17 protein-coding genes and 1 pseudogene are annotated in these 17,961 nt (G+C 70.8%); 10 read left to right on the forward strand and 8 right to left on the reverse strand.

Features of this window, described 5'->3' with window-relative positions; genetic code table 11:
- Window positions 1-121 precede the first annotated feature (121 nt).
- The 5 genes and pseudogenes from ACZ49J_RS24545 to galU all read right to left on the reverse strand — a co-directional run bounded on the left by ACZ49J_RS24545 (window position 122) and on the right by galU (window position 4,360).
- Window positions 122-772, reverse strand: a complete 651-nt coding sequence (locus ACZ49J_RS24545; RefSeq protein ID WP_467457349.1) for a GNAT family N-acetyltransferase — start codon at window positions 770-772, stop codon at window positions 122-124.
- Between the two features lie 194 nt (window positions 773-966).
- Window positions 967-1,506, reverse strand: a pseudogene (locus ACZ49J_RS24550) (MogA/MoaB family molybdenum cofactor biosynthesis protein); the annotation flags it as partial.
- Window positions 1,503-2,012 carry a cyclic pyranopterin monophosphate synthase MoaC gene (moaC, locus tag ACZ49J_RS24555; RefSeq protein ID WP_467457347.1) on the reverse strand — a complete coding sequence of 170 codons (510 nt, stop codon included), beginning with the start codon at window positions 2,010-2,012 and terminating at the stop codon, window positions 1,503-1,505. The pseudogene ACZ49J_RS24550 and the gene moaC, both read right to left, overlap by 4 nt.
- 117 nt (window positions 2,013-2,129) lie before the next feature.
- Window positions 2,130-3,452, reverse strand: a complete 1,323-nt coding sequence (gene glp, locus ACZ49J_RS24560) for a molybdotransferase-like divisome protein Glp (protein WP_467457346.1) — start codon at window positions 3,450-3,452, stop codon at window positions 2,130-2,132.
- A 5-nt stretch (window positions 3,453-3,457) separates the two neighbouring features.
- Entirely contained in the window at window positions 3,458-4,360 is a 903-nt protein-coding gene (gene galU, locus ACZ49J_RS24565; protein ID WP_467457344.1) for a UTP--glucose-1-phosphate uridylyltransferase GalU, read from the reverse strand.
- 103 nt (window positions 4,361-4,463) lie between these two features.
- Here galU and ACZ49J_RS24570 point away from each other — a divergent pair, with 103 nt between their 5' ends.
- On the forward strand, window positions 4,464-5,081 hold the full coding sequence (locus ACZ49J_RS24570; RefSeq protein ID WP_467457343.1) for a 5-formyltetrahydrofolate cyclo-ligase: 618 nt from the start codon (window positions 4,464-4,466) through the stop codon (window positions 5,079-5,081).
- 102 nt (window positions 5,082-5,183) lie between these two features.
- Here the strand turns inward: ACZ49J_RS24570 and ACZ49J_RS24575 are convergent, their stop codons facing one another.
- Window positions 5,184-7,967: a penicillin acylase family protein gene (locus ACZ49J_RS24575; protein WP_467457342.1), complete on the reverse strand. Its 2,784-nt coding sequence runs from the start codon at window positions 7,965-7,967 to the stop codon at window positions 5,184-5,186.
- Window positions 7,968-8,264: 297 nt separating this feature from the next.
- Here ACZ49J_RS24575 and ACZ49J_RS24580 point away from each other — a divergent pair, with 297 nt between their 5' ends.
- The 6 genes from ACZ49J_RS24580 (at window position 8,265) to mscL (ending at window position 13,971) form a co-directional block, all read left to right on the forward strand.
- On the forward strand, window positions 8,265-9,737 hold the full coding sequence (locus tag ACZ49J_RS24580; RefSeq protein WP_467457341.1) for a potassium/proton antiporter: 1,473 nt from the start codon (window positions 8,265-8,267) through the stop codon (window positions 9,735-9,737).
- Between the two features lie 260 nt (window positions 9,738-9,997).
- Window positions 9,998-11,296, forward strand: a complete 1,299-nt coding sequence (locus tag ACZ49J_RS24585; protein WP_467457340.1) for an MFS transporter — start codon at window positions 9,998-10,000, stop codon at window positions 11,294-11,296.
- A gap of 68 nt (window positions 11,297-11,364) precedes the next feature.
- A complete protein-coding gene (locus ACZ49J_RS24590; protein ID WP_467457339.1) occupies window positions 11,365-11,697 on the forward strand; it encodes an FmdB family zinc ribbon protein in 333 nt (110 codons plus the stop codon).
- A gap of 85 nt (window positions 11,698-11,782) precedes the next feature.
- A complete protein-coding gene (locus ACZ49J_RS24595; protein WP_467457338.1) occupies window positions 11,783-12,625 on the forward strand; it encodes an S-methyl-5'-thioadenosine phosphorylase in 843 nt (280 codons plus the stop codon).
- A 134-nt stretch (window positions 12,626-12,759) separates the two neighbouring features.
- Entirely contained in the window at window positions 12,760-13,377 is a 618-nt protein-coding gene (locus tag ACZ49J_RS24600) for a hypothetical protein (RefSeq protein ID WP_467457337.1), read from the forward strand.
- A gap of 123 nt (window positions 13,378-13,500) precedes the next feature.
- Window positions 13,501-13,971, forward strand: a complete 471-nt coding sequence (mscL, locus tag ACZ49J_RS24605; protein WP_467457336.1) for a large conductance mechanosensitive channel protein MscL — start codon at window positions 13,501-13,503, stop codon at window positions 13,969-13,971.
- Window positions 13,972-13,990: 19 nt separating this feature from the next.
- Here mscL and ACZ49J_RS24610 read toward each other — a convergent pair whose 3' ends face one another.
- Complete coding sequence (locus ACZ49J_RS24610; protein WP_467457335.1) at window positions 13,991-14,173, reverse strand: hypothetical protein; 183 nt, start codon at window positions 14,171-14,173, stop codon at window positions 13,991-13,993.
- 112 nt (window positions 14,174-14,285) lie between these two features.
- Between ACZ49J_RS24610 and ACZ49J_RS24615 the strand changes: the two genes are divergently transcribed.
- From ACZ49J_RS24615 to ACZ49J_RS24625, 3 genes are all read left to right on the forward strand, one after another.
- On the forward strand, window positions 14,286-15,317 hold the full coding sequence (locus ACZ49J_RS24615) for a P1 family peptidase (RefSeq protein WP_467457334.1): 1,032 nt from the start codon (window positions 14,286-14,288) through the stop codon (window positions 15,315-15,317).
- A 159-nt stretch (window positions 15,318-15,476) separates the two neighbouring features.
- Complete coding sequence (locus ACZ49J_RS24620; protein WP_467457333.1) at window positions 15,477-16,682, forward strand: L,D-transpeptidase; 1,206 nt, start codon at window positions 15,477-15,479, stop codon at window positions 16,680-16,682.
- A gap of 222 nt (window positions 16,683-16,904) precedes the next feature.
- Complete coding sequence (locus tag ACZ49J_RS24625) at window positions 16,905-17,654, forward strand: DUF6227 family protein (protein WP_467457332.1); 750 nt, start codon at window positions 16,905-16,907, stop codon at window positions 17,652-17,654.
- Window positions 17,655-17,665: 11 nt separating this feature from the next.
- On the opposite strand, the gene ACZ49J_RS24630 is transcribed toward ACZ49J_RS24625, so the two are convergent.
- On the reverse strand, window positions 17,666-17,938 hold the full coding sequence (locus ACZ49J_RS24630) for a hypothetical protein (protein ID WP_467457331.1): 273 nt from the start codon (window positions 17,936-17,938) through the stop codon (window positions 17,666-17,668).
- Between the last annotated feature and the right edge of the window lie 23 nt (window positions 17,939-17,961).

Below are 17,961 nucleotides of genomic sequence, written 5' to 3' on the forward strand. Positions count from 1 at the left end.
TGTCGCACGATCTGGCTGATATTTCGAGCTTTTTTTGTGACCGATGCGATCAGCAGGCCGCCGCGAGCGCGAAATTAACGCCCCCAGACGATCAGCGACCGATCAATTTCGAACACGTATTTTATTTGCGGGGCGTGTCGCCGGGGGTGCCGGAAGTGTTGTGCGGCGTGCCGCGTGGGACGCTCCGCGCGCGTAGGCGCTGCCAGCGGGCCAGCAGGCCGTCGGGCACCTCTTCGGCGGTGAGCGCGAAGACGAGATGGTCGCGCCAGGCCCCGTCGATGTGAAGATATCGTGGACGAAGCCCTTCCTCGCGGAATCCGAGTTTCTCCACAACCCGGCGGCTCGGCCCGTTCTCGGGGCGAATACAGACTTCGATGCGGTGCAGACCGACGCCGCGGAAGCAGTGGTCGACCACGAGAGCCACGGCCGTCGGCATCACACCGCGTCCGGCGACCGCCTCGTCCACCCAGTAACCGACGTGCCCGGAGCACATCGAGCCCCAGGTGATCCCGGCGACCGTCAGCTGGCCCACGAGCCGGCCCTGGTACTCGATCACGAACGGCAGCATCCGGCCCGCGTTCGCCTCCGCGCGCAGATGGCGGACCATCTGGCGATAGGTCGGCCGGTGCGCCATCGGGCCGCCGGGCGGTGGCGGCGGAATCGTCGCCTCCCAGGGCCGCAGCCAGTCCCGGTTGCGCCGGTTGACCTCGCGCCAGGCCCGCTGGTCGCGCAGCTTTATCGGCCGGAGGACGACGTCGCCGTCCGCCAGCACGACGGGCCAGGATGGACTGGTCAGCTCGCACCCCCACTCGGTCCGGGGCGGTCCGCACCCTCACCGGGGCGGTCCGCGCCATGGCCGGGCTCCGCACCATGACCGCGGCGGTCCGCTCCATGGCCGTGGCCGGTGTGGTCCCCGGCGGTCCCCCCGGGTCTGTGCCCGGCGGCATCCGCGGTTCCGTGCCCGGCAGCGGCCCCGCCGCCACCGGGTCTCGGGTGGTCCCCGCCCCGGATCTGGTCCACGGCGTGGACCAGCAGGGGCTCCAGGACCGCCAGCCCGTCCTTCACGCCACCGGTGGAGCCCGGAAGGTTCACGATCAGTGTCCCTCGCGCGACACCCGCGAGCCCACGGGACAGCGCGGCCGTGGGCACCTTGTCCCTGCCGAACGCCCTGATGGCCTCGGCGATGCCCGGCACCTCGTGGTCGAGGACGCTCCGGGTGGCCTCGGGGGTCCGGTCGGTGGGCGAGATGCCGGTGCCGCCGGTGGTCACGATGACGTCGTACCCGGCGTCGACCCCCGCCCTCAGCACCTCCGCCACCGGATCACCGTCGGGGACGACCGTCGGGCCGTCGACGGCGAAGCCGAACGCCTTGAGCCCCTCGGCGATCAGGGGCCCGCCCTTGTCCTCGTACACACCGGCCGCGGCACGGTTGGAGGCGGTCACGACCAGGGCGGCGTACGGCGCGCCCAGGGCGCCCACGGTCGACGGGTCCGGGGGCGGGGTCATGCCCGCCTCCAGTCGCCCGACTTGCCGCCGGTCTTCTCCTCCACGCGCACGTCCGTGATGACCGCCCCCTTGTCGACCGCCTTGACCATGTCGATCACGGTGAGCGCCGCCACGCTGACCGCGGTGAGGGCTTCCATCTCCACGCCCGTGCGGTCGGTCGTCTTCACGGTGGCGAGGATCTCGACGGCGTCGTCCGCGACCGACAGATCAAGCTTGACACCCGACACTGACAACGGGTGACAGAGCGGGATGAGGTCGGGCGTGCGCTTGGCGCCCATGATGCCCGCGATACGCGCCGTGGCGAGGGCGTCTCCTTTGGGCACCCCCTCGCCGCGCAGCAGCTCGACCACGCGCGGCGAGACCAGGACCCGGCCGCTGGCGCGGGCCGTCCGCGCGGTCACGTCCTTCTCCGACACATCGACCATGCGGGCGGCTCCCGCCTCGTCGATGTGGGTGAGGCGGTCATCCGGCGGTCCGGGGGTCTCCCCCCGGGAAGACACAGTCATGTGGTGTGGCGCTCCCGGTCAGGGCCGCCGCGGTGCCGCGCACGGCCTGTTGTGCGCGACACGGTACGCCACCTTCAGCGGCCCCGCGGAGCGGGATCTCCCCGGCCCTGGCCGCGGTCAGCCCAGGAGGACGACCTCGACCTCACTGCCGGGCTCGACCGACTCCACCTCCTCGGGCACGACGATCAACGCGTCGGCGTGAGCGAGGGCCGCGACCAGGTGCGATCCGGCGCCCCCGACGGGGGTGACCTTGCCGTCGGCGTAGCTCCCGCGCAGGAACTGCCGGCGCCCGGCGGGCGAGGTCAGCGCCTTGGGCGCCTGAAGCGTCGCGCGGGTGGTGGGCCGGTGCAGGTCCTCCAGCCCCATCAGGGCGCGGATGGCGGGCCGTACGAACATCTCGAAGGAGACGTACGACGACACCGGATTGCCCGGCAGCGCCAGCAGCGGGGTGTGGTCGGGGCCGATGGAGCCGAAGCCCTGGGGCTTGCCGGGCTGCATGGCGAGCTTGCGGAACTCGACGCCGCTGCCCGCCTCGTCCTCGTCGCCGACGAACTGGAGGGCCTCCTTGACGACGTCGTACGCCCCGACGCTCACTCCGCCCGTGGTGACGAGCAGGTCGGCGCGGACGAGCTGGTCCTCGATGGTGGCGCGGAGGATCTCGGCGTCGTCGGTGACGGCGCCGACCCGGTAGGCGATCGCTCCGGCGTCGCGGGCGGCGGCGGTGAGGGCGAAGCTGTTGGAGTCGTAGATCTGGCCCGGCTCCAACTTCTCGCCGGGCTGCACGAGTTCGCTGCCGGTGGACAGGACGACCACACGCGGGCGGGGACGTACGCGGACCGTGGCGCGGCCGATCGAGGCGAGCAGCGCGATCTGCGGCGGGCCGAGGACCGTGCCCGCCGCCAGGGCCCGGTCACCTGCCTTCACGTCGCTACCCTTGGCCCGCACGTGCGCGCGTGCCTCGGCCGCGCGGTGGACGGCCACCTGCCCGGAGGCGCCCTCGGGGCTGGCGCTGTGGGCGCGCATCCCGGAGGCGGGCCCCTGGCCGAGGCCGCCGTCGGTCCACTCCACGGGAACGACCGTCTCGGCGCCCGGCGGCAGCGGGGCGCCGGTCATGATGCGGGCGGCCTCCCCGGGCCCCACGTGCGGCTGCTCGCCCTGGCCCGCGGCGACGTCGCCGATCACCGTCAGGACGGCCGGGTACTCCTCGCTCGCGCCCGCGACGTCCGCGACCCGCACCGCGTACCCGTCCATCGAGCTGTTGTCGAACGGCGGCAGTGACAGCGGCACCGTGACGTCCTCGACCAGGACGCAGCCCTGGGCGTCGAGGAGTTGCAGCTCGATGGGTTCCAGGGGGCGGACGGTGGCGAGGATGTCCTCCAGGTGCTCGGTCACCGTCCAGACGTGGTCCTGGGCGGTGTCGCGGGTCGGGGCGCTGCTCAAAGTGGCTACATCTCCTCGGCTACGTAACTGCGGAGCCAGGTCCGGAAGTCCGGGCCCAGGTCTTCACGTTCGCATGCGAGTCGGACAATGGCACGCAGGTAGTCGCCGCGGTCGCCGGTGTCATAGCGGCGGCCCTTGAAGACGACGCCGTGGACGGGACCGCCCACCTTCTCGTCGGCCGCCATCTGCTGGAGGGCGTCGGTGAGCTGGATCTCGCCGCCGCGGCCCGGCTCCGTCTTGCGGAGGATCTCGAAGACGTGCGGGTCGAGGACGTAGCGGCCGATGATCGCGTAGTTCGAGGGGGCGTCGGCCGGCTCCGGCTTCTCGACCATGCCCGTGACCTTGACGACGTCGCTGTCCTCGGTGGTCTCGATGGCCGCGCAGCCGTAGAGGTGGATCTGCTCGGGGGCGACCTCCATGAGCGCGATGACGCTGCCGCCGTTCTGCTCCTGGACCTCGACCATGCGCTGGAGCAGGGGGTCGCGGGGGTCGATGAGGTCGTCGCCGAGGAGGACGGCGAAGGGCTCGTCGCCGACGTGCGGGGCGGCGCACAGGACGGCGTGGCCGAGGCCCTTGGGGTCGCCCTGGCGGACGTAGTGCATGGTGGCGAGGTCGCTGGACTCCTGGACCTTGGACAGCCGGTGGGCGTCGCCCTTCTTCTGAAGGGCGGACTCCAGCTCGTAGTTGCGGTCGAAGTGGTCCTCCAGGGGCCGCTTGTTGCGACCGGTGACCATGAGGACGTCGTCGAGACCCGCGGCCACCGCCTCCTCGACCACGTACTGGATGGCCGGCTTGTCCACGACCGGCAGCATCTCTTTGGGAGTGGCCTTGGTGGCCGGCAGGAACCGGGTGCCGAGGCCGGCTGCGGGGATGACAGCCTTGGTGATCCTGGGGTTCGACTCAGTCATGCGCGCAACCTTATCCGGTGCCTTTGTGAACAATCTGTGGCTCCGGTTAATTCGCTCTCATATGAGCCGACTATGAACAGTGCGGGAGCAGCTTGTGAGCCGGATGAGGCACGGTACGGACTCTGCCAAGCGATTGTTGCGGCGAGAGCTCCTCACGGTGAGGAACGGGTTGACGGCGGATGACGTCCGGAAAACGACGGACGCCCTTGCCGTCCGCGCCCTGGGCCTGCCCGAACTGGTGCGCGCGCGCACGGTCGCGGCGTACGTCTCCGTGGGGAACGAGCCGGGCACCCTCGCCCTCCTCGACGCGCTCCACGCGCGCGGGGTGCGTGTTCTGCTGCCGGTCCTGATGGAGGACAACGATCTCGACTGGGGCGTGTACGAGGGTGAGGGGTCCCTGGTCCGTGTCCAACACGGCGGGAAGATGGCCCTGTTGGAGCCGTCGGGCGAGCGCCTCGGCCCGGCGGCCGTCGAACGGGCGGACGCCGTCCTGCTGCCCGGTCTCGCCGTGGACGCCCGCGGGATGCGCCTCGGGCGCGGCGGCGGCTCGTACGACCGGGTCCTCGCCCGTCTGGAGCGCGCGGGGACCGATCCGGCGCTGGTGGTGCTCCTGTACGACACGGAGGTCGTCGACCGCGTGCCCGAGGAGCCCCACGACCGTCCGGTGCACGCGGTGGTGACCCCTTCGGGAGTACGGCGTTTCCGAACCGCCCGCCCCTAGGAACCCCCTTGAGGCGAAGGGGCGCCCCCTCACAGCCGAAAGGGCCCTCCACGCGCGCGTGGAGGGCCCTTTACACCGGATTTCACCGGCTCCGTCAGAGTGTCACGGCTTCAGCAGCAGCGTGTCGCTCGTGCCGGCGTCGACCGCCTTCTTGGAGAAGGACCAGGTCAGCAGCTCACCCTGGGCCCACTTGCTCGTCTGGTCCGTGTAGTGGGCGTTGTAGGCGTGCCCGGAGGCACCGGTGAGGTTGATCCACTTGGACTTGTCGAGGTTGCCGAGGTTGACCACCATCCGCATCGACGGCACCCAGACGACGTTGTAGCCGCCCGCCGCGTTCCAGCCGGTGGCGTTGACGGTGGCCTCGCCGCCGCCGAGCTTCCAGGGGCCGCGGTTGAGCATGTACTGCAGGAAGCCGGGGCCCTCGGTGCCCAGGGTCTGGTTCTTCAGGAACAGGCGGTGCAGCCGGCCCCAGCTCCAGGTGTCGATGTCCTTGCCGAGCTTGGCGGTCAGCTCCCAGCGGGCGTCGTCCATGGCCCGCGCGAACAGCTGGTCGCGGGTCTTGGCCGGCTTCTCGGTGCGCGTGCCGGGCGCCTTCCACCAGTCGTTCTTCTCGTCGTCGATGATCCTGCGGACCACCTCGAACCAGCGGTCGCCGCCGTCCGGCTGGGCCTGGTCGGCGTCGCGCTCACCGCACTCGCGCACCTTCTGTTCCTCGTCCACGGGGCCGGTCGTGTCGACGGGATCGACGTACAGGCACTGTCCCTTGACCCGCAGTTCCTTGGGCAGCTTGTTGCCGAAGGCAAGCTTGAGGATGTTGCGCCAGACCGCGTTGAAGTACGCGGCCGCCGCCGAGTCGGCGTCCTGGGTGTAGTCCCAGCCCTCCAGCAGCTTCTGCGCCTCCCGGACGCTCTTGTCCTGGATGTCGATCTTCAGCAGCCTGGGCACCAGCAGCCGGGCGATCTCGCTGCTGTTGTCCAGCTGCATCTGGCGCATGTCCTCGGTCGAGACCTTCCCGCCGCCCTTGATCTTCGACTCGATCAGGTCGGCGAGCCGCTGGCTGCGCGTGCCGTAGCCCCAGTCCGTGGTGAGCGTGTAGGGGTACGCGTCCTGCTCGCCGGCGGCCTGGTCGACGACGGCCTGGTTGGCGGTGACGATGTAGCCGCGCTTCGGGTTGTACTCGTACGGCAGCTCGTCCTGGTCGATGTAGCCGGTCCAGCGGTACTTGGAGTCCCAGCCCGGCGCCGGGATCGAGCCGTCGCCCTCGCCGCGGATCGGGATCCTGCCGGGCAGCTGGTAGCCGATGTTGTCCTTGGTGTCGGCGTAGATCAGGTTCTGCGACGGCGCGTCGAGCAGGGCGGCGGCCTTGCGGAAGCCGTCCCAGTCCTTGGCCTTGTCCATGGCGAACACGGCGTCCATGGAGGTGCCCGGCTCCAGGGCGGTCCAGCGCAGCGCTATGGCGTAGCCGTCGCCGCGATCGGGTGCGGCGCTGTCGACCGTGGCCTTCTTGCCGACCTTCACGAGCTCGTCGTCCCGGTCCGACAGCAGGGGGCCGTTGTTGGTGGTGCGGACGACGATCTTCTTGGACGTGCCGCCGGCGACCTCGATGGTCTCCTCGCGGGTGTCGAAGGAGCGCACCTTGCCGTCGTACTCGTAGCCGTTGCCGGAGAGCTTCTCCAGGTACAGGTCGGTGACGTCGACACCGGAGTTGGTCATGCCCCAGGCGATGTCCTGGTTGTGGCCGATGATGACGCCGGGCATCCCGGCGAAGGTGTAGCCGGAGACGTCGTACTGGCACTTGTCGGAGATCGCCCTGCAGTGCAGGCCCATCTGGTACCAGACGGACGGCAGCGAGGCCGACAGGTGCGGATCGTTGGCGAGCAGCGGCTTGCCGCTGATGGTGTGGGCGCCGGAGACGACCCAGGAGTTGGAGCCGATGCCGTTGCCGTTCACGCCGACGGCCTCGGGCACGTCCTCCAACACCTTGTACAGGCCCGAGAGCTGCGTCTGGAGGGCCGCGGAGGCGCCGGAGGTCCCCGCGCCGGTCCCGGTGCCGCCCGTACCCGCGTCGCTCTGCGTGGAGGTCCCGGAGCCCTGCGACCCCTGCGTCCACGTACGGGTGACCTGGTCGTACTCGCCCTCCTGGACGATCGCCTTGTTCCGGTTGTACGGGTACTCGGGGTAGAGGTCGGCGATCTGCCTGGGGCTGAGGCGGCTGGTCATCAGGGCGCGGTCGATCTCGTCCTGCATGTTGCCGCGCAGGTCCCAGGCCATCGCCTTCAGCCACGAGACCGAGTCGACCGGGGTCCATTCCTCGGGCTTGTAGTCGTTGCTGAAGCCGAGGGCCGCGTACTCCAGGGAGATGTCCTTGCCCTCCTTGCCCCGCAGGTAGGCGTTGACTCCCTTGGCGTAGGCCTGGAGGTACCTCTTCGTCTCGGCCGAGAGCTTGGTGTCGTACTCCTCCTTCGCCACCCTGTCCCAGCCGAGGGTGCGCAGGAACTCGTCGTTGTCGATCTGGCTCTTGCCGAACATCTCGGACAGGCGGCCCGCGGTCATGTGGCGGCGCACGTCCATCTCGTAGAACCTGTCCTGCGCCTGGACGTAGCCCTGCGCCATGAACAGGTCCTCGTCGGTGGAGGCGTAGATCTGCGGGATCCCGTAGTCGTCACGCTGGACGTCGACCGGTCCGGACAGGCCCTCCAGCGTGATCGAACCCTTGGTCTGCGGGAACGAGGCGCGCACGGTGCTGACCGACCAGTACCCACCGAAGCCGACGCCTCCGATGAGGGCCAGGACGAGGACGATCAGGAGCAGGCGGGCTCTGCGCCCCTTCTTCCTGCCGGGCTTGCCGGGCTTCTCACCGGAAGAGGCGGTGGTGTTGGGGGGCATCGCTGTCCTTGCTGTCCTAATGCGAGCGGCAGACCGGGCTGTGCTTTTAACTGAGCGCAGGAGCAACCATAGGCGCAGGGCCCGACACGACTTGACGCGGAGTCGGCAACCGGCACGTACGGACGTTCGATCTTGCACTGTCGAGTGTCAAGAAAACGTCAAGAGTTAGGTAAGGTAACGAAGTACCTGCATCGAAGAGCGTGCCGACGACCGCCTTCGCGTGCTCGAATCCACCTGCACGGACCGGCGAGAAGGGACCAGCCGCTGACTGTCCACCACCTCAACCAGCTCCTGCTCATGTGCTCGATCGTCCTGCTCGTCGCGGTGGCAGCGGTACGGATCTCTTCGCGCAGCGGGCTCCCCAGCCTGCTCGTCTACCTGGGCATCGGCGTCGCCATGGGCCAGGACGGGATCGGCGACATCCACTTCGACAACGCCGAGCTGACCCAGGTCATCGGCTACGCGGCCCTCGTGGTGATCCTCGCGGAGGGCGGTCTCGGCACGAAGTGGAAGGAGATCAAACCGGCCCTCCCGGCCGCCAGCTCGCTGGCGCTGGTCGGGGTGGCGGTGAGCGTCGGCGTCACGGCCGCGGGCGCGCACTACCTGAGCGGGCTGGAATGGCGGCAGTCGCTGATCATCGGCGCGGTGGTGTCCTCGACGGACGCGGCGGCGGTCTTCTCCGTCCTGCGGAAAATCCCCCTCCCCGCGCGCCTGACGGGTGTCCTGGAGGCCGAGTCCGGCTTCAACGACGCCCCCGTGGTCATCCTCGTCGTCTCGTTCTCCATGGCCGGCCCAGTGGAGCACTGGTACGTGCTGCTCGGGAAGATAGCCCTGGAGCTGGCCATCGGCGCGGCCGTCGGCCTCGCGGTGGGCTGGCTCGGCGCGTACGGGCTGCGGCACGTGGCCCTGCCCGCCTCCGGCCTCTACCCGATCGCCGTCATGGCCATCGCCGTCACCGCCTACGCGGCCGGGGCACTCGCCCACGGCAGCGGCTTCCTCGCCGTGTACCTGGCCTCCATGGTGCTCGGCAACTCCCGGCTGCCGCACTGGCCCGCCACGCGCGGCTTCGCCGAGGGGGTCGGCTGGATCGCCCAGATCGGCATGTTCGTGCTGCTCGGCCTGCTCGTGACCCCGCACGAGATGGGCGACGACATCGTGCCCGCGATCGTCATCGGCCTGGTGCTGACCATGGTGGCCAGGCCGGTGAGCGTCGTCGTCGCCCTGCTGCCGTTCAGGCTGCCCTGGCCCGAGCAGACACTGCTGTCCTGGGCCGGGCTGCGCGGCGCGGTCCCCATCATCGTGGCGACCATCCCCATGGTGAACGAGGTCGAGGCGAGCCGCCGGATCTTCAACATCGTCTTCGTGCTCGTCGTCGTCTACACCCTCGTCCAAGGGCCGACGCTGCCCTGGGTGGCCAGGAAGCTGCGCCTGCGCGAGGGCCAGGAGGCCGCCGACCTCGGCATCGAGTCGGCGCCCCTGGAGCGGCTGCGCGGGCACCTGCTGTCCGTGGCGATCCCCGAGGGCTCGAAGATGCACGGCGTCGAGGTCAACGAGCTGCGGCTGCCGCCCGGCGCGGCCGTCACGCTCGTCGTCCGCGACGGCACGTCGTTCGTCCCCCTGCCGACCACGGCGCTGCGCCACGGCGACGAACTGCTCGTGGTGGCCACGGACCCCGTGCGGGACGCGGCGGAACGGCGCCTGCGCGCGGTCGGCATGGGCGGCAAGCTGGCGGACTGGCTGGGGACGGGGAACGGCGGGGCGAGTCGTTAGCTCGGGGAACCTGACCGGATTCCCAGGTTCGCGGACTGCTGGTGCTCGCTTTCACAGGTCCCCGGGGGCATCGCCTCTGTACAATGCAGGTGCACTTGATCGAACCACCTCTGCCTGACGCAGAGCTGGCGCGACCGTATGGCGGCCGGGACGCCCTCACCGTGGGCCCGGCATCTACCGCAGTTCCGCGCAAGAGGACAGCTCTCGGCGCCCGCCCAAGACGGGGGGTCGCGCTACCAGGCGGCAGAAAGGCATGGGCCGTGGCTTCCACGGTCACCTCGACGTCGTCCCGTCCCTCCCGCCCGTCCCGCCCGGGCTATGGACAGCTGCTGCGCACGCGCGGCGCCTGGACGTTCCTGCTCCCCGGCTTCGCCGCACGCCAGCCGTTCGCGATGCTGACCCTCTCCATCGTGCTGCTGGTGCGGCACACCACCGGCTCCTTCGGGGCGGCGGGGGCCGTGGCCGCCGTGACCGGTGTCTCCATGGCGCTGTTCGCCCCGTACAGCGGGCGCCTGGCCGACCGCCACGGACAGCGGGCCGTGCTGGTGCCCGGCGTCGTCCTGCACGCCCTGGCGGGCGCCACCCTGACGGCGCTGGCGCTGGCCGGCGCCCCCTTGTGGGCGCTCTTCGCCGCCGCCGTGCCGACGGGGGCCTCGGTGCCGCAGATCGGCCCCATGGTGCGCGCCCGCTGGGGCGTGAAGCTCCAGGGCACGCCCCTGATGACGACCGCGGCCGCCTTCGAGTCCGTCACCGACGAGCTGACCTTCGTGCTCGGCCCGCTGGTGGCGACCGCGCTGTGCACGGCCGTGGACCCGGCGGCCGGGCTGGTGACGGAGGCCGCGCTCACCTTGGTCGGCGGTCTGCTGTTCGCGGCTCAGAAGGGCACGCAGCCCGCCCCCCTTCGCAACGGGCGTGACGGGCACGCGCGCGTGGAGCACGTTTCGGCACTGCGGGCCCCCGGGGTGCGTGTTCTGGTCGTGGTCTTCCTGGGGATCGGCTCCGTCTTCGGCGGCATGCAGGTCTCGCTCGCCGCGTTCTCGGAGTCGATCGGCGAGCCCGGACTGAACGGCGTCCTGTACGGCGTCTTCGCGGCCGGCAACATGCTCTCCGGCCTCGTCTGCGGCGCGATCGCCTGGAAGGCGGCCCCGCGGCGGCGGCTGGTCGTCGCGTACGCGGCCCTCGCCCTGACCGCCTCGGGTCTGTGGGCCGCCCACTCGGTGATGGTCCTCGCCGGTCTCGGCCTGCTGGTCGGCATGTGCGTCGCGCCGGCCCTGATCATCGGCTACACGCTGGTCGACGCCCTGGTGCCGGCGGCCGCCCGCACGGAGGCCTTCACCTGGCTGACCGGCGCGGTCGCACTCGGCCAGGCCGCCGCCGTCACGCTCGCCGGCCAGCTGGAGGACCGTCTCTGGGACGGTGCCGGTTTCCTGGTGCCGTTGGCCGGTACGGCGCTGGCGCTGGCGACGCTGGTCGCCCTGCGGTCACGGCTCGTTCCCCGCCCCCGGACCCGCACCGTCGCACGTGGCATCGGTCACCGCGCACAGGTCGCAGTGGACTGAACCGAAGGAATGCGTCACTATGGATCGTCGTTAGCACTCATCGAGTGAGAGTGCCAGGAGGAAGACCAGTGCCGACGTACCAGTACCAGTGCACCGAGTGCGGTGAGGGCCTCGAAGCGGTGCAGAAGTTCACCGACGACGCCCTGACCGAGTGCCCCAGCTGCGGTGGCCGCCTGAAGAAGGTGTTCTCCGCGGTCGGTATCGTCTTCAAGGGCTCCGGTTTCTACCGGAACGACAGCCGTGGCTCGTCGTCGAGCAGCAGCACGGCGTCGTCCTCCAAGTCCTCGTCGTCGGACTCGAAGTCCTCGTCCGACGCGAAGTCGTCGACCGGCTCGTCGAGCTCGGCCTCCGGCTCGTCCTCCTCGGGCTCGTCCTCCTCCAGCAGCACCTCGGCGGCATAGCGCCCGCTCCGGGACCCTGTCGTCGTACGAGTCGTCGTACGACGGCGGGGTCCTCGGCGTTCGTGCCGCCGGTTAGGGTGCGGGCATGGCGAACACGGAGAACGCTGAGATCGGTGTCATCGGCGGTTCGGGCTTCTACTCCTTCCTGGACGACGTGACCGAGATACAGGTCGACACCCCGTACGGGCCGCCCAGTGACTCCCTCTTCCTGGGCGAGGTCGCGGGACGGCGGGTTGCCTTCCTGCCCCGGCACGGGCGCGGCCACCACCTGCCGCCGCACCGCATCAACTACCGCGCCAACCTGTGGGCCCTGCGGTCGGTCGGGGCTCGCCAGGTGCTCGGGCCCTGTGCCGTGGGGGGACTGCGGCCGGAGTACGGGCCGGGCACGCTGCTCGTGCCGGACCAGTTGGTGGACCGTACGAAGGCGCGGGCGCAGACGTACTTCGACGGGCTGCCGCTGCCCGGAGGCGGCGTCCCGAACGTGGTGCACGTGTCGCTGGCCGACCCGTACTGCCCCACCGGCCGCAAGGTCGCGCTGGAGGCGGCGCGCGGGCGGGACTGGGAACCGGTGGACGGCGGCACGCTGGTGGTCGTCGAGGGGCCGCGGTTCTCGACGCGCGCCGAGTCGGTCTGGCACCAGGCACAGGGCTGGTCCGTGGTCGGCATGACCGGCCACCCCGAGGCCGCGCTCGCCCGCGAGCTGGAGCTCTGCTACACGTCGTTGAACCTCGTCACCGACCTCGACGCGGGCGCCGAGACCGGCGAGGGCGTCTCGCACGAGGAGGTGCTCCAGGTGTTCGCCGCGAACGTCGACCGGCTGCGGGGCGTCCTGTTCGACGCGGTCGCCGCGCTGCCGCCGAACGAGAAGCGGGACTGCCTGTGCACGTCGGCACTGGGCGGGATGGATCCGGGGTTCGCGATGCCGTGACCGGGGGGCGGAACTTCCCCTTCGGGTGAGGGAGTTTTCCACAACGTGTGGGTTGTCCACCGGCGTCTGCGGGCTCGGCCGCGAAGCCTCATCGTGGGACCGCAAGCCGATCTCACGCAGCAGGTGGTGGCCCCATGTCCCTTCCGTTCCCCTCCCTGACCTCGTCCTCCTCGTCGTCCCTGACCTCAACGTCCTCCCTGTCTTCCTCGTCTTCCTCGTCGCTCCACGGCCCGCCCGGCTCCGGCGCTCCGCCGACCTGCGAGGTCCCGCACTTCGCCCCGTTGCGGGTGGGCGGTGCCCGCTACCGGTTGCGGCGGCTCGTGCGGTGCCGGAGGCGGGCCGTGGCCGCCGGGCTGGCCGTCACCGCGGCGGCGCTCGTGGCGGCGGCCCCACGGGAGGCGGAGCCGGCCGGGGAAGCCCAGCGGCCCCGCGGGCATCCGGTGACCGGGGCGGTTTCCCAGCGGCAGCGCGCCGTCGAGATGGTGGCGGCTCCAGTGCGCATCGCCGACGGCGCGGCGGTGCGGCTGCTGAGGCCCGGCGACCGGGTCGACGTGATCGCGGCCGAGGGGTCGGCGGCGGCCGGCGCCGACGCCCGGGTGGTCGCGCGCGGGGCGCGGGTGACGAGGGTGCCGGAGGCGGGCGTCACCGAGAGCGGGGCGCTGGTGGTGCTGTCCGTGCCCCGGGCCGCGGCGGCACGGCTGGCGGGCGCGGGCGCGACCTCACGGCTGGCGGTGACGCTGTGCCGGCCTTGAGGCAGGACACCGCCGGGCGCCGGTCACGGCGGTCGTCCGTGAGGTGCCGCTGGACAGGTCCGGAACGCCGTGCCGTAAGTTGCGGAGTCGTTTGTTCCACGACTTGCGCGGAGGGGCGTCAAGGTGAGCGAGAAGAAGGAGCCGAGCCTCTGGGAGGGCTTCAAGGCCTTCCTGATGCGGGGGAACGTCGTCGACCTGGCGGTGGCCGTGGTCATCGGCGCGGCTTTCACCAACATCGTGAACGCGGTGGTGAAGGGCATCATCAACCCCGTGGTGGGGGCGATCGGCACCAAGAACCTCGACCATTACAGCTACTGCCTCAAGGACCCCTGCACGGGCAGCGGCGACACCGCGACCGGCGTCCGCATCCTGTGGGGCTCCGTCCTGGGAGCGACGCTCAGCTTCGTCATCACGGCGACCGTCGTCTACTTCCTGATGGTGCTGCCGATGGCCAAGTACCTCGCTCGGCAGGAGGCCCGCCGCAAGGCCAAGGAGGGCACGCACGAGGTCATCGAGGTGACCGAGCTGGAGGTCCTGAAGGAGATCCGCGACGCCCTGGTCGCCCAGCGGGGCTCGGCGCACGACCGCAAGTAGAGCGGTTCACGGACCGCGTTCAGAGATGGTGGGGCGGCTTCTCGTCGAGGAAGCGCTTCAGGTCGGCGACGCTGTCACTCTCCGAGGGCCGCTCGCCCCATCCTCGGTCCGTGTCGTCCGACGACTGCTGGTCGAGCGGGTCGTCGAAGACCAGCGCGGCCTTCGCCGGCTCGCGCGGTTCGGGGGCGGAAGCGGTACTCATGGCTCCAGGGTACGGCCCTGCCCCTGGACGGGCCCTGGCGCCGCCGGAGGGCGGAGTGCGGCCGTTCGGCCCCGGTGAGGCGGGGCGGGCGGTGCCGGATCAGACTGGGTTCATGACAGTTGACGCTTTGACTGATGTCGCGGGGCTGCGGGTCGGGCACGCCACCCGGACCGGAGGCGGCTGGCTCACCGGGACGACGGTGGTCCTTGCCCCGGAGGGCGGGGCGGTGGCGGCCGTGGACGTGCGGGGCGGTGGGCCGGGGACCAAGGAGACGGACGCGCTCGATCCGCGGAACGTGGTGCAGAAGGTCGAAGCGGTCGTGCTGACCGGGGGCAGCGCGTACGGGCTGGACTCGGCGTCGGGGGTGATGGCCTGGCTGGAGGAGCGGGGACGCGGAGTGCGGGTGGGCCCCGGTCCGTCGCACGTCGTGCCGGTCGTGCCCGCGGCCTGTGTCTTCGACCTGGGCCGGGGCGGCGACTTCCGTGCGCGGCCGGACGCGGCCACCGGACGGGCCGCGGTGGAGGCGGCCGCCGCGAGCGACCCGGGCACGGCGGTCGAGGAGGGCTGCGTGGGTGCCGGTACGGGGGCGACCGCCGGGCAGTTGAAGGGCGGAGTCGGCACGGCGAGCGTCGTGCTCACCTCAGGCATAACGGTGGCCGCGCTGGTGGTGGCCAACGCGGCGGGATCGGTGATGGATCCGGAAACGGGGGTGTTGTACGGGGAGTTGCTGCAGGAAGGCGGCCGTACGGCGGCCCCGGCGGCCGAGGTGCACGAGGCGGCGCGGCGGCGGCTCGCCAAGACAGCCGCCAAGAACACTCCGCCCTCCCTGAACACGACCCTCGCCGTCGTCGCCACCGACGCCGACCTCACCCGCGCCCAGGCGCAGAAGCTGGCGGGCACGGCGCACGACGGACTCGCCCGCGCCATACGCCCGGTGCATCTCCTCAACGACGGTGACACGGTCTTCACCCTGGCCACCGCCGCCCGCCCCCTGTCCTCGGACAGTCCGCTCGCGCTGAACGAGGTGCTCGCGGCGGGCGCGGACGTGGTGACACGGGCGATCGTCCGCGCGATACGGGCGGCGGAGCCGGTGGAGGGGCCTGGCGGGGTGTGGCCGGCGTACACGGAGCTGTACGGGAACTGAGGGCCGTCCCGGTGAAGAGCCGGGCCACGCAGGCCGATTGTCCTGGTTCTGTCACGCGCGTGCCGCAGCGGTGGGACGGCCGGAACCTCCGCGGGACCCGGGTGCTCTTTCTCCTCGTACTGGAACGGATCACGTACGAAGTGAGACAGGGGGCAGCCCGTGACATCGCCGGACAAGAGGGTGCGACGTGCGCTGGGGGCCTGCGCCGTCCTGGTGGTCGGGTCCCTCACGCTCACCGCCTGCGGTGGCAGCGCCAAGGCCGACAACGACAAGGCCCCCGCCAAGGACTCCGCGGCGAGGATCACGATCTCGGCGAAGGACGGTTCGACGGGCGCGTCCATCAACGCGACCGGCGTGAAGGTCAGCGGCGGCAAGCTGACCGAGGTGAAGATGACGGTGGCGGGGACGGAGCAGGCCGTGCCGGGGACGGTGTCCGCCGACGGAAAGGCGTGGAAGCCGAAGGAGCAGCTGGAGCGGGGGACGAAGTATCAGATCTCGGCCCTCGCGAAGAACGCCGAGGGGCGCACGTCCGCCGCCAACTCCATCTTCACCACCGTCACCTCGGCCAACAGCTTCATCGGGACGTACACGCCGGACGACGGGACCACGGTGGGCGTGGGGATGCCGGTGTCGTTCACGTTCGACAAGGCGATCAGCGCCAGGAAGGCCGTGCAGTCGCACATCACGGTGACGTCGAGCAGTGGGCAGAAGGTGGTCGGGCACTGGTTCGGGGCGCAGCGGCTCGACTTCAGGCCCGAGGAGTACTGGAAGGCAGGCTCCAAGGTCACGATGAAGATCGACCTGGACGGGGTGGAGGGCGCCAAGGGCGTCTACGGCGTGCAGGACAAGACGGTCACCTTCACCGTCGGGCGGTCCCAGGTCTCCACGGTCGACGTCAGCACGCAGACCATGACGGTCGTGCGTGACGGCAGGACGATCAGGACGATCCCGATCTCCGCGGGCAGCCCGGAGAACACCACGTACAACGGCCAGATGGTAATCTCCGAGAAGTTCGTGCAGACGCGGATGAACGGGACGACGGTCGGCTTCGGGGGCGAGTACGACATCCCGGACGTGCCGCACGCGATGCGGCTGACGACGTCGGGCACCTTCATCCACGGCAACTACTGGTACAACAAGGGCAATCCGCCCTTCGGCAGGCAGGGCACCAGCCACGGCTGCGTCGGACTCCAGGACGTGCGGGGCGCCCGGGGCGACACTCCCGCCAAGTGGTTCTACGACAACTCGCTCATCGGTGACGTCGTGACGGTCAAGAACTCCCCCGACAAGTCGGTCGCCCCCGACAACGGCCTCAACGGCTGGAACATGCCGTGGAGCGCCTGGACGGCCGGCAGCGCCCTCTGAGCCGCGCGAGGGCGGGTGACGTCAGGGTCAACCGCGGCCCGACGAGCACTCTTTGGTGGCACAACGCGAAGATCTTCGGCAAAACGGCGGGCCACGCGGGAACCATTCGCGTGGCCCGCGCGTTTTAGTGACGTACGTTTTCTCGGTTCCCGGACATGATGTCCGACCGAGGGGCTACGGTATGCACCCACAAGGTGACATGCAGCAACGCCGGGAGAAGCCTTGAGCGTTCCGTACGAGACGGCAGCGTACGAGCCACCCGAGTCGCCCGAGTCTCCGGAGGAGCACCTCGCGCGACTCCTCGGTCGCGCACTGAACTCATTCGAGCTGCCCGACGAGACCATACAGCGCCTCGACTGCGCGCTGGCGCACGACAGTTCACTGCACTCCGCGCACTACAGCGCGGGGCTGCACCGGTCGACGTACCGGCACACCTGGCTGCTGGCCGACGGCTGCGCGCTCACCCTGTGGGAGCTGGTGCACAACACGGCGCCGGGCAGCGAACCGCAGCACGAGGTGTACGTGGACGAGGAGGAGCTGCGGGCCGCCACGGCGCGGCTGCCGTTGCCGCCGGACACACCGGAGTTCGAGCTGCCCGTCATGGTGGAGCCGGGGCCCGTTCCCGAGCCCCGCCACGAGTACGTGCTGGACGACTCGGCCGACCACGCCCGGCGGCTGCTGCGCCGCGCGGAGAACCCGGACCCGCCGGACGACGAGCTCGCCACGCTGCTGCTGCGGACGGCGTTCGCGCACGAGATCACGCAGGCGTTCGGCCGTCCCGGCCGCTCCGGCCGTGCGGGGCCGAACTTCTCGCTGTACGAGCACGCGTTCTTACTCACCGACGGCCAGGAGATCTCCCTGTGGGAGGTCGAGCACACGGCGACGCCGGACGGGCGCCACATGTGCGAGGTCTACGCGTCCGAGGACGCGGCCCGGGACGCGATGGAGCGGCGGGCGACGAGCCGTGGGTGACTCCTGGACGGTCAGGGGCGGCCGTCGCTGAGCTGTCGTACGAGTCCGGCGAAGGCGTCGCGTTCCGCCGGAGTCAGTTCGACCTGCTCGATGTGCGGGGCGGAGTGGCGCTGGCGAGGAAGGCCCCGCAGGATCCGGCCGCGGCGGCCCAGGGCCGCGAACTGCCGCCCATGGACGGGCAGGCCGCGGCGCATGACGCGGATGAGCAAGGCGAACCAGATGACCGCCGCCGCCGCGAGGGCGGTCACGCCCATCAGATGGAGGATCGACACGTGCTCAGGCATGCGTCCCAGTAGACACCACGGTC

It is taken from the genome of Streptomyces sp. NPDC030840, from assembly GCF_055572015.1.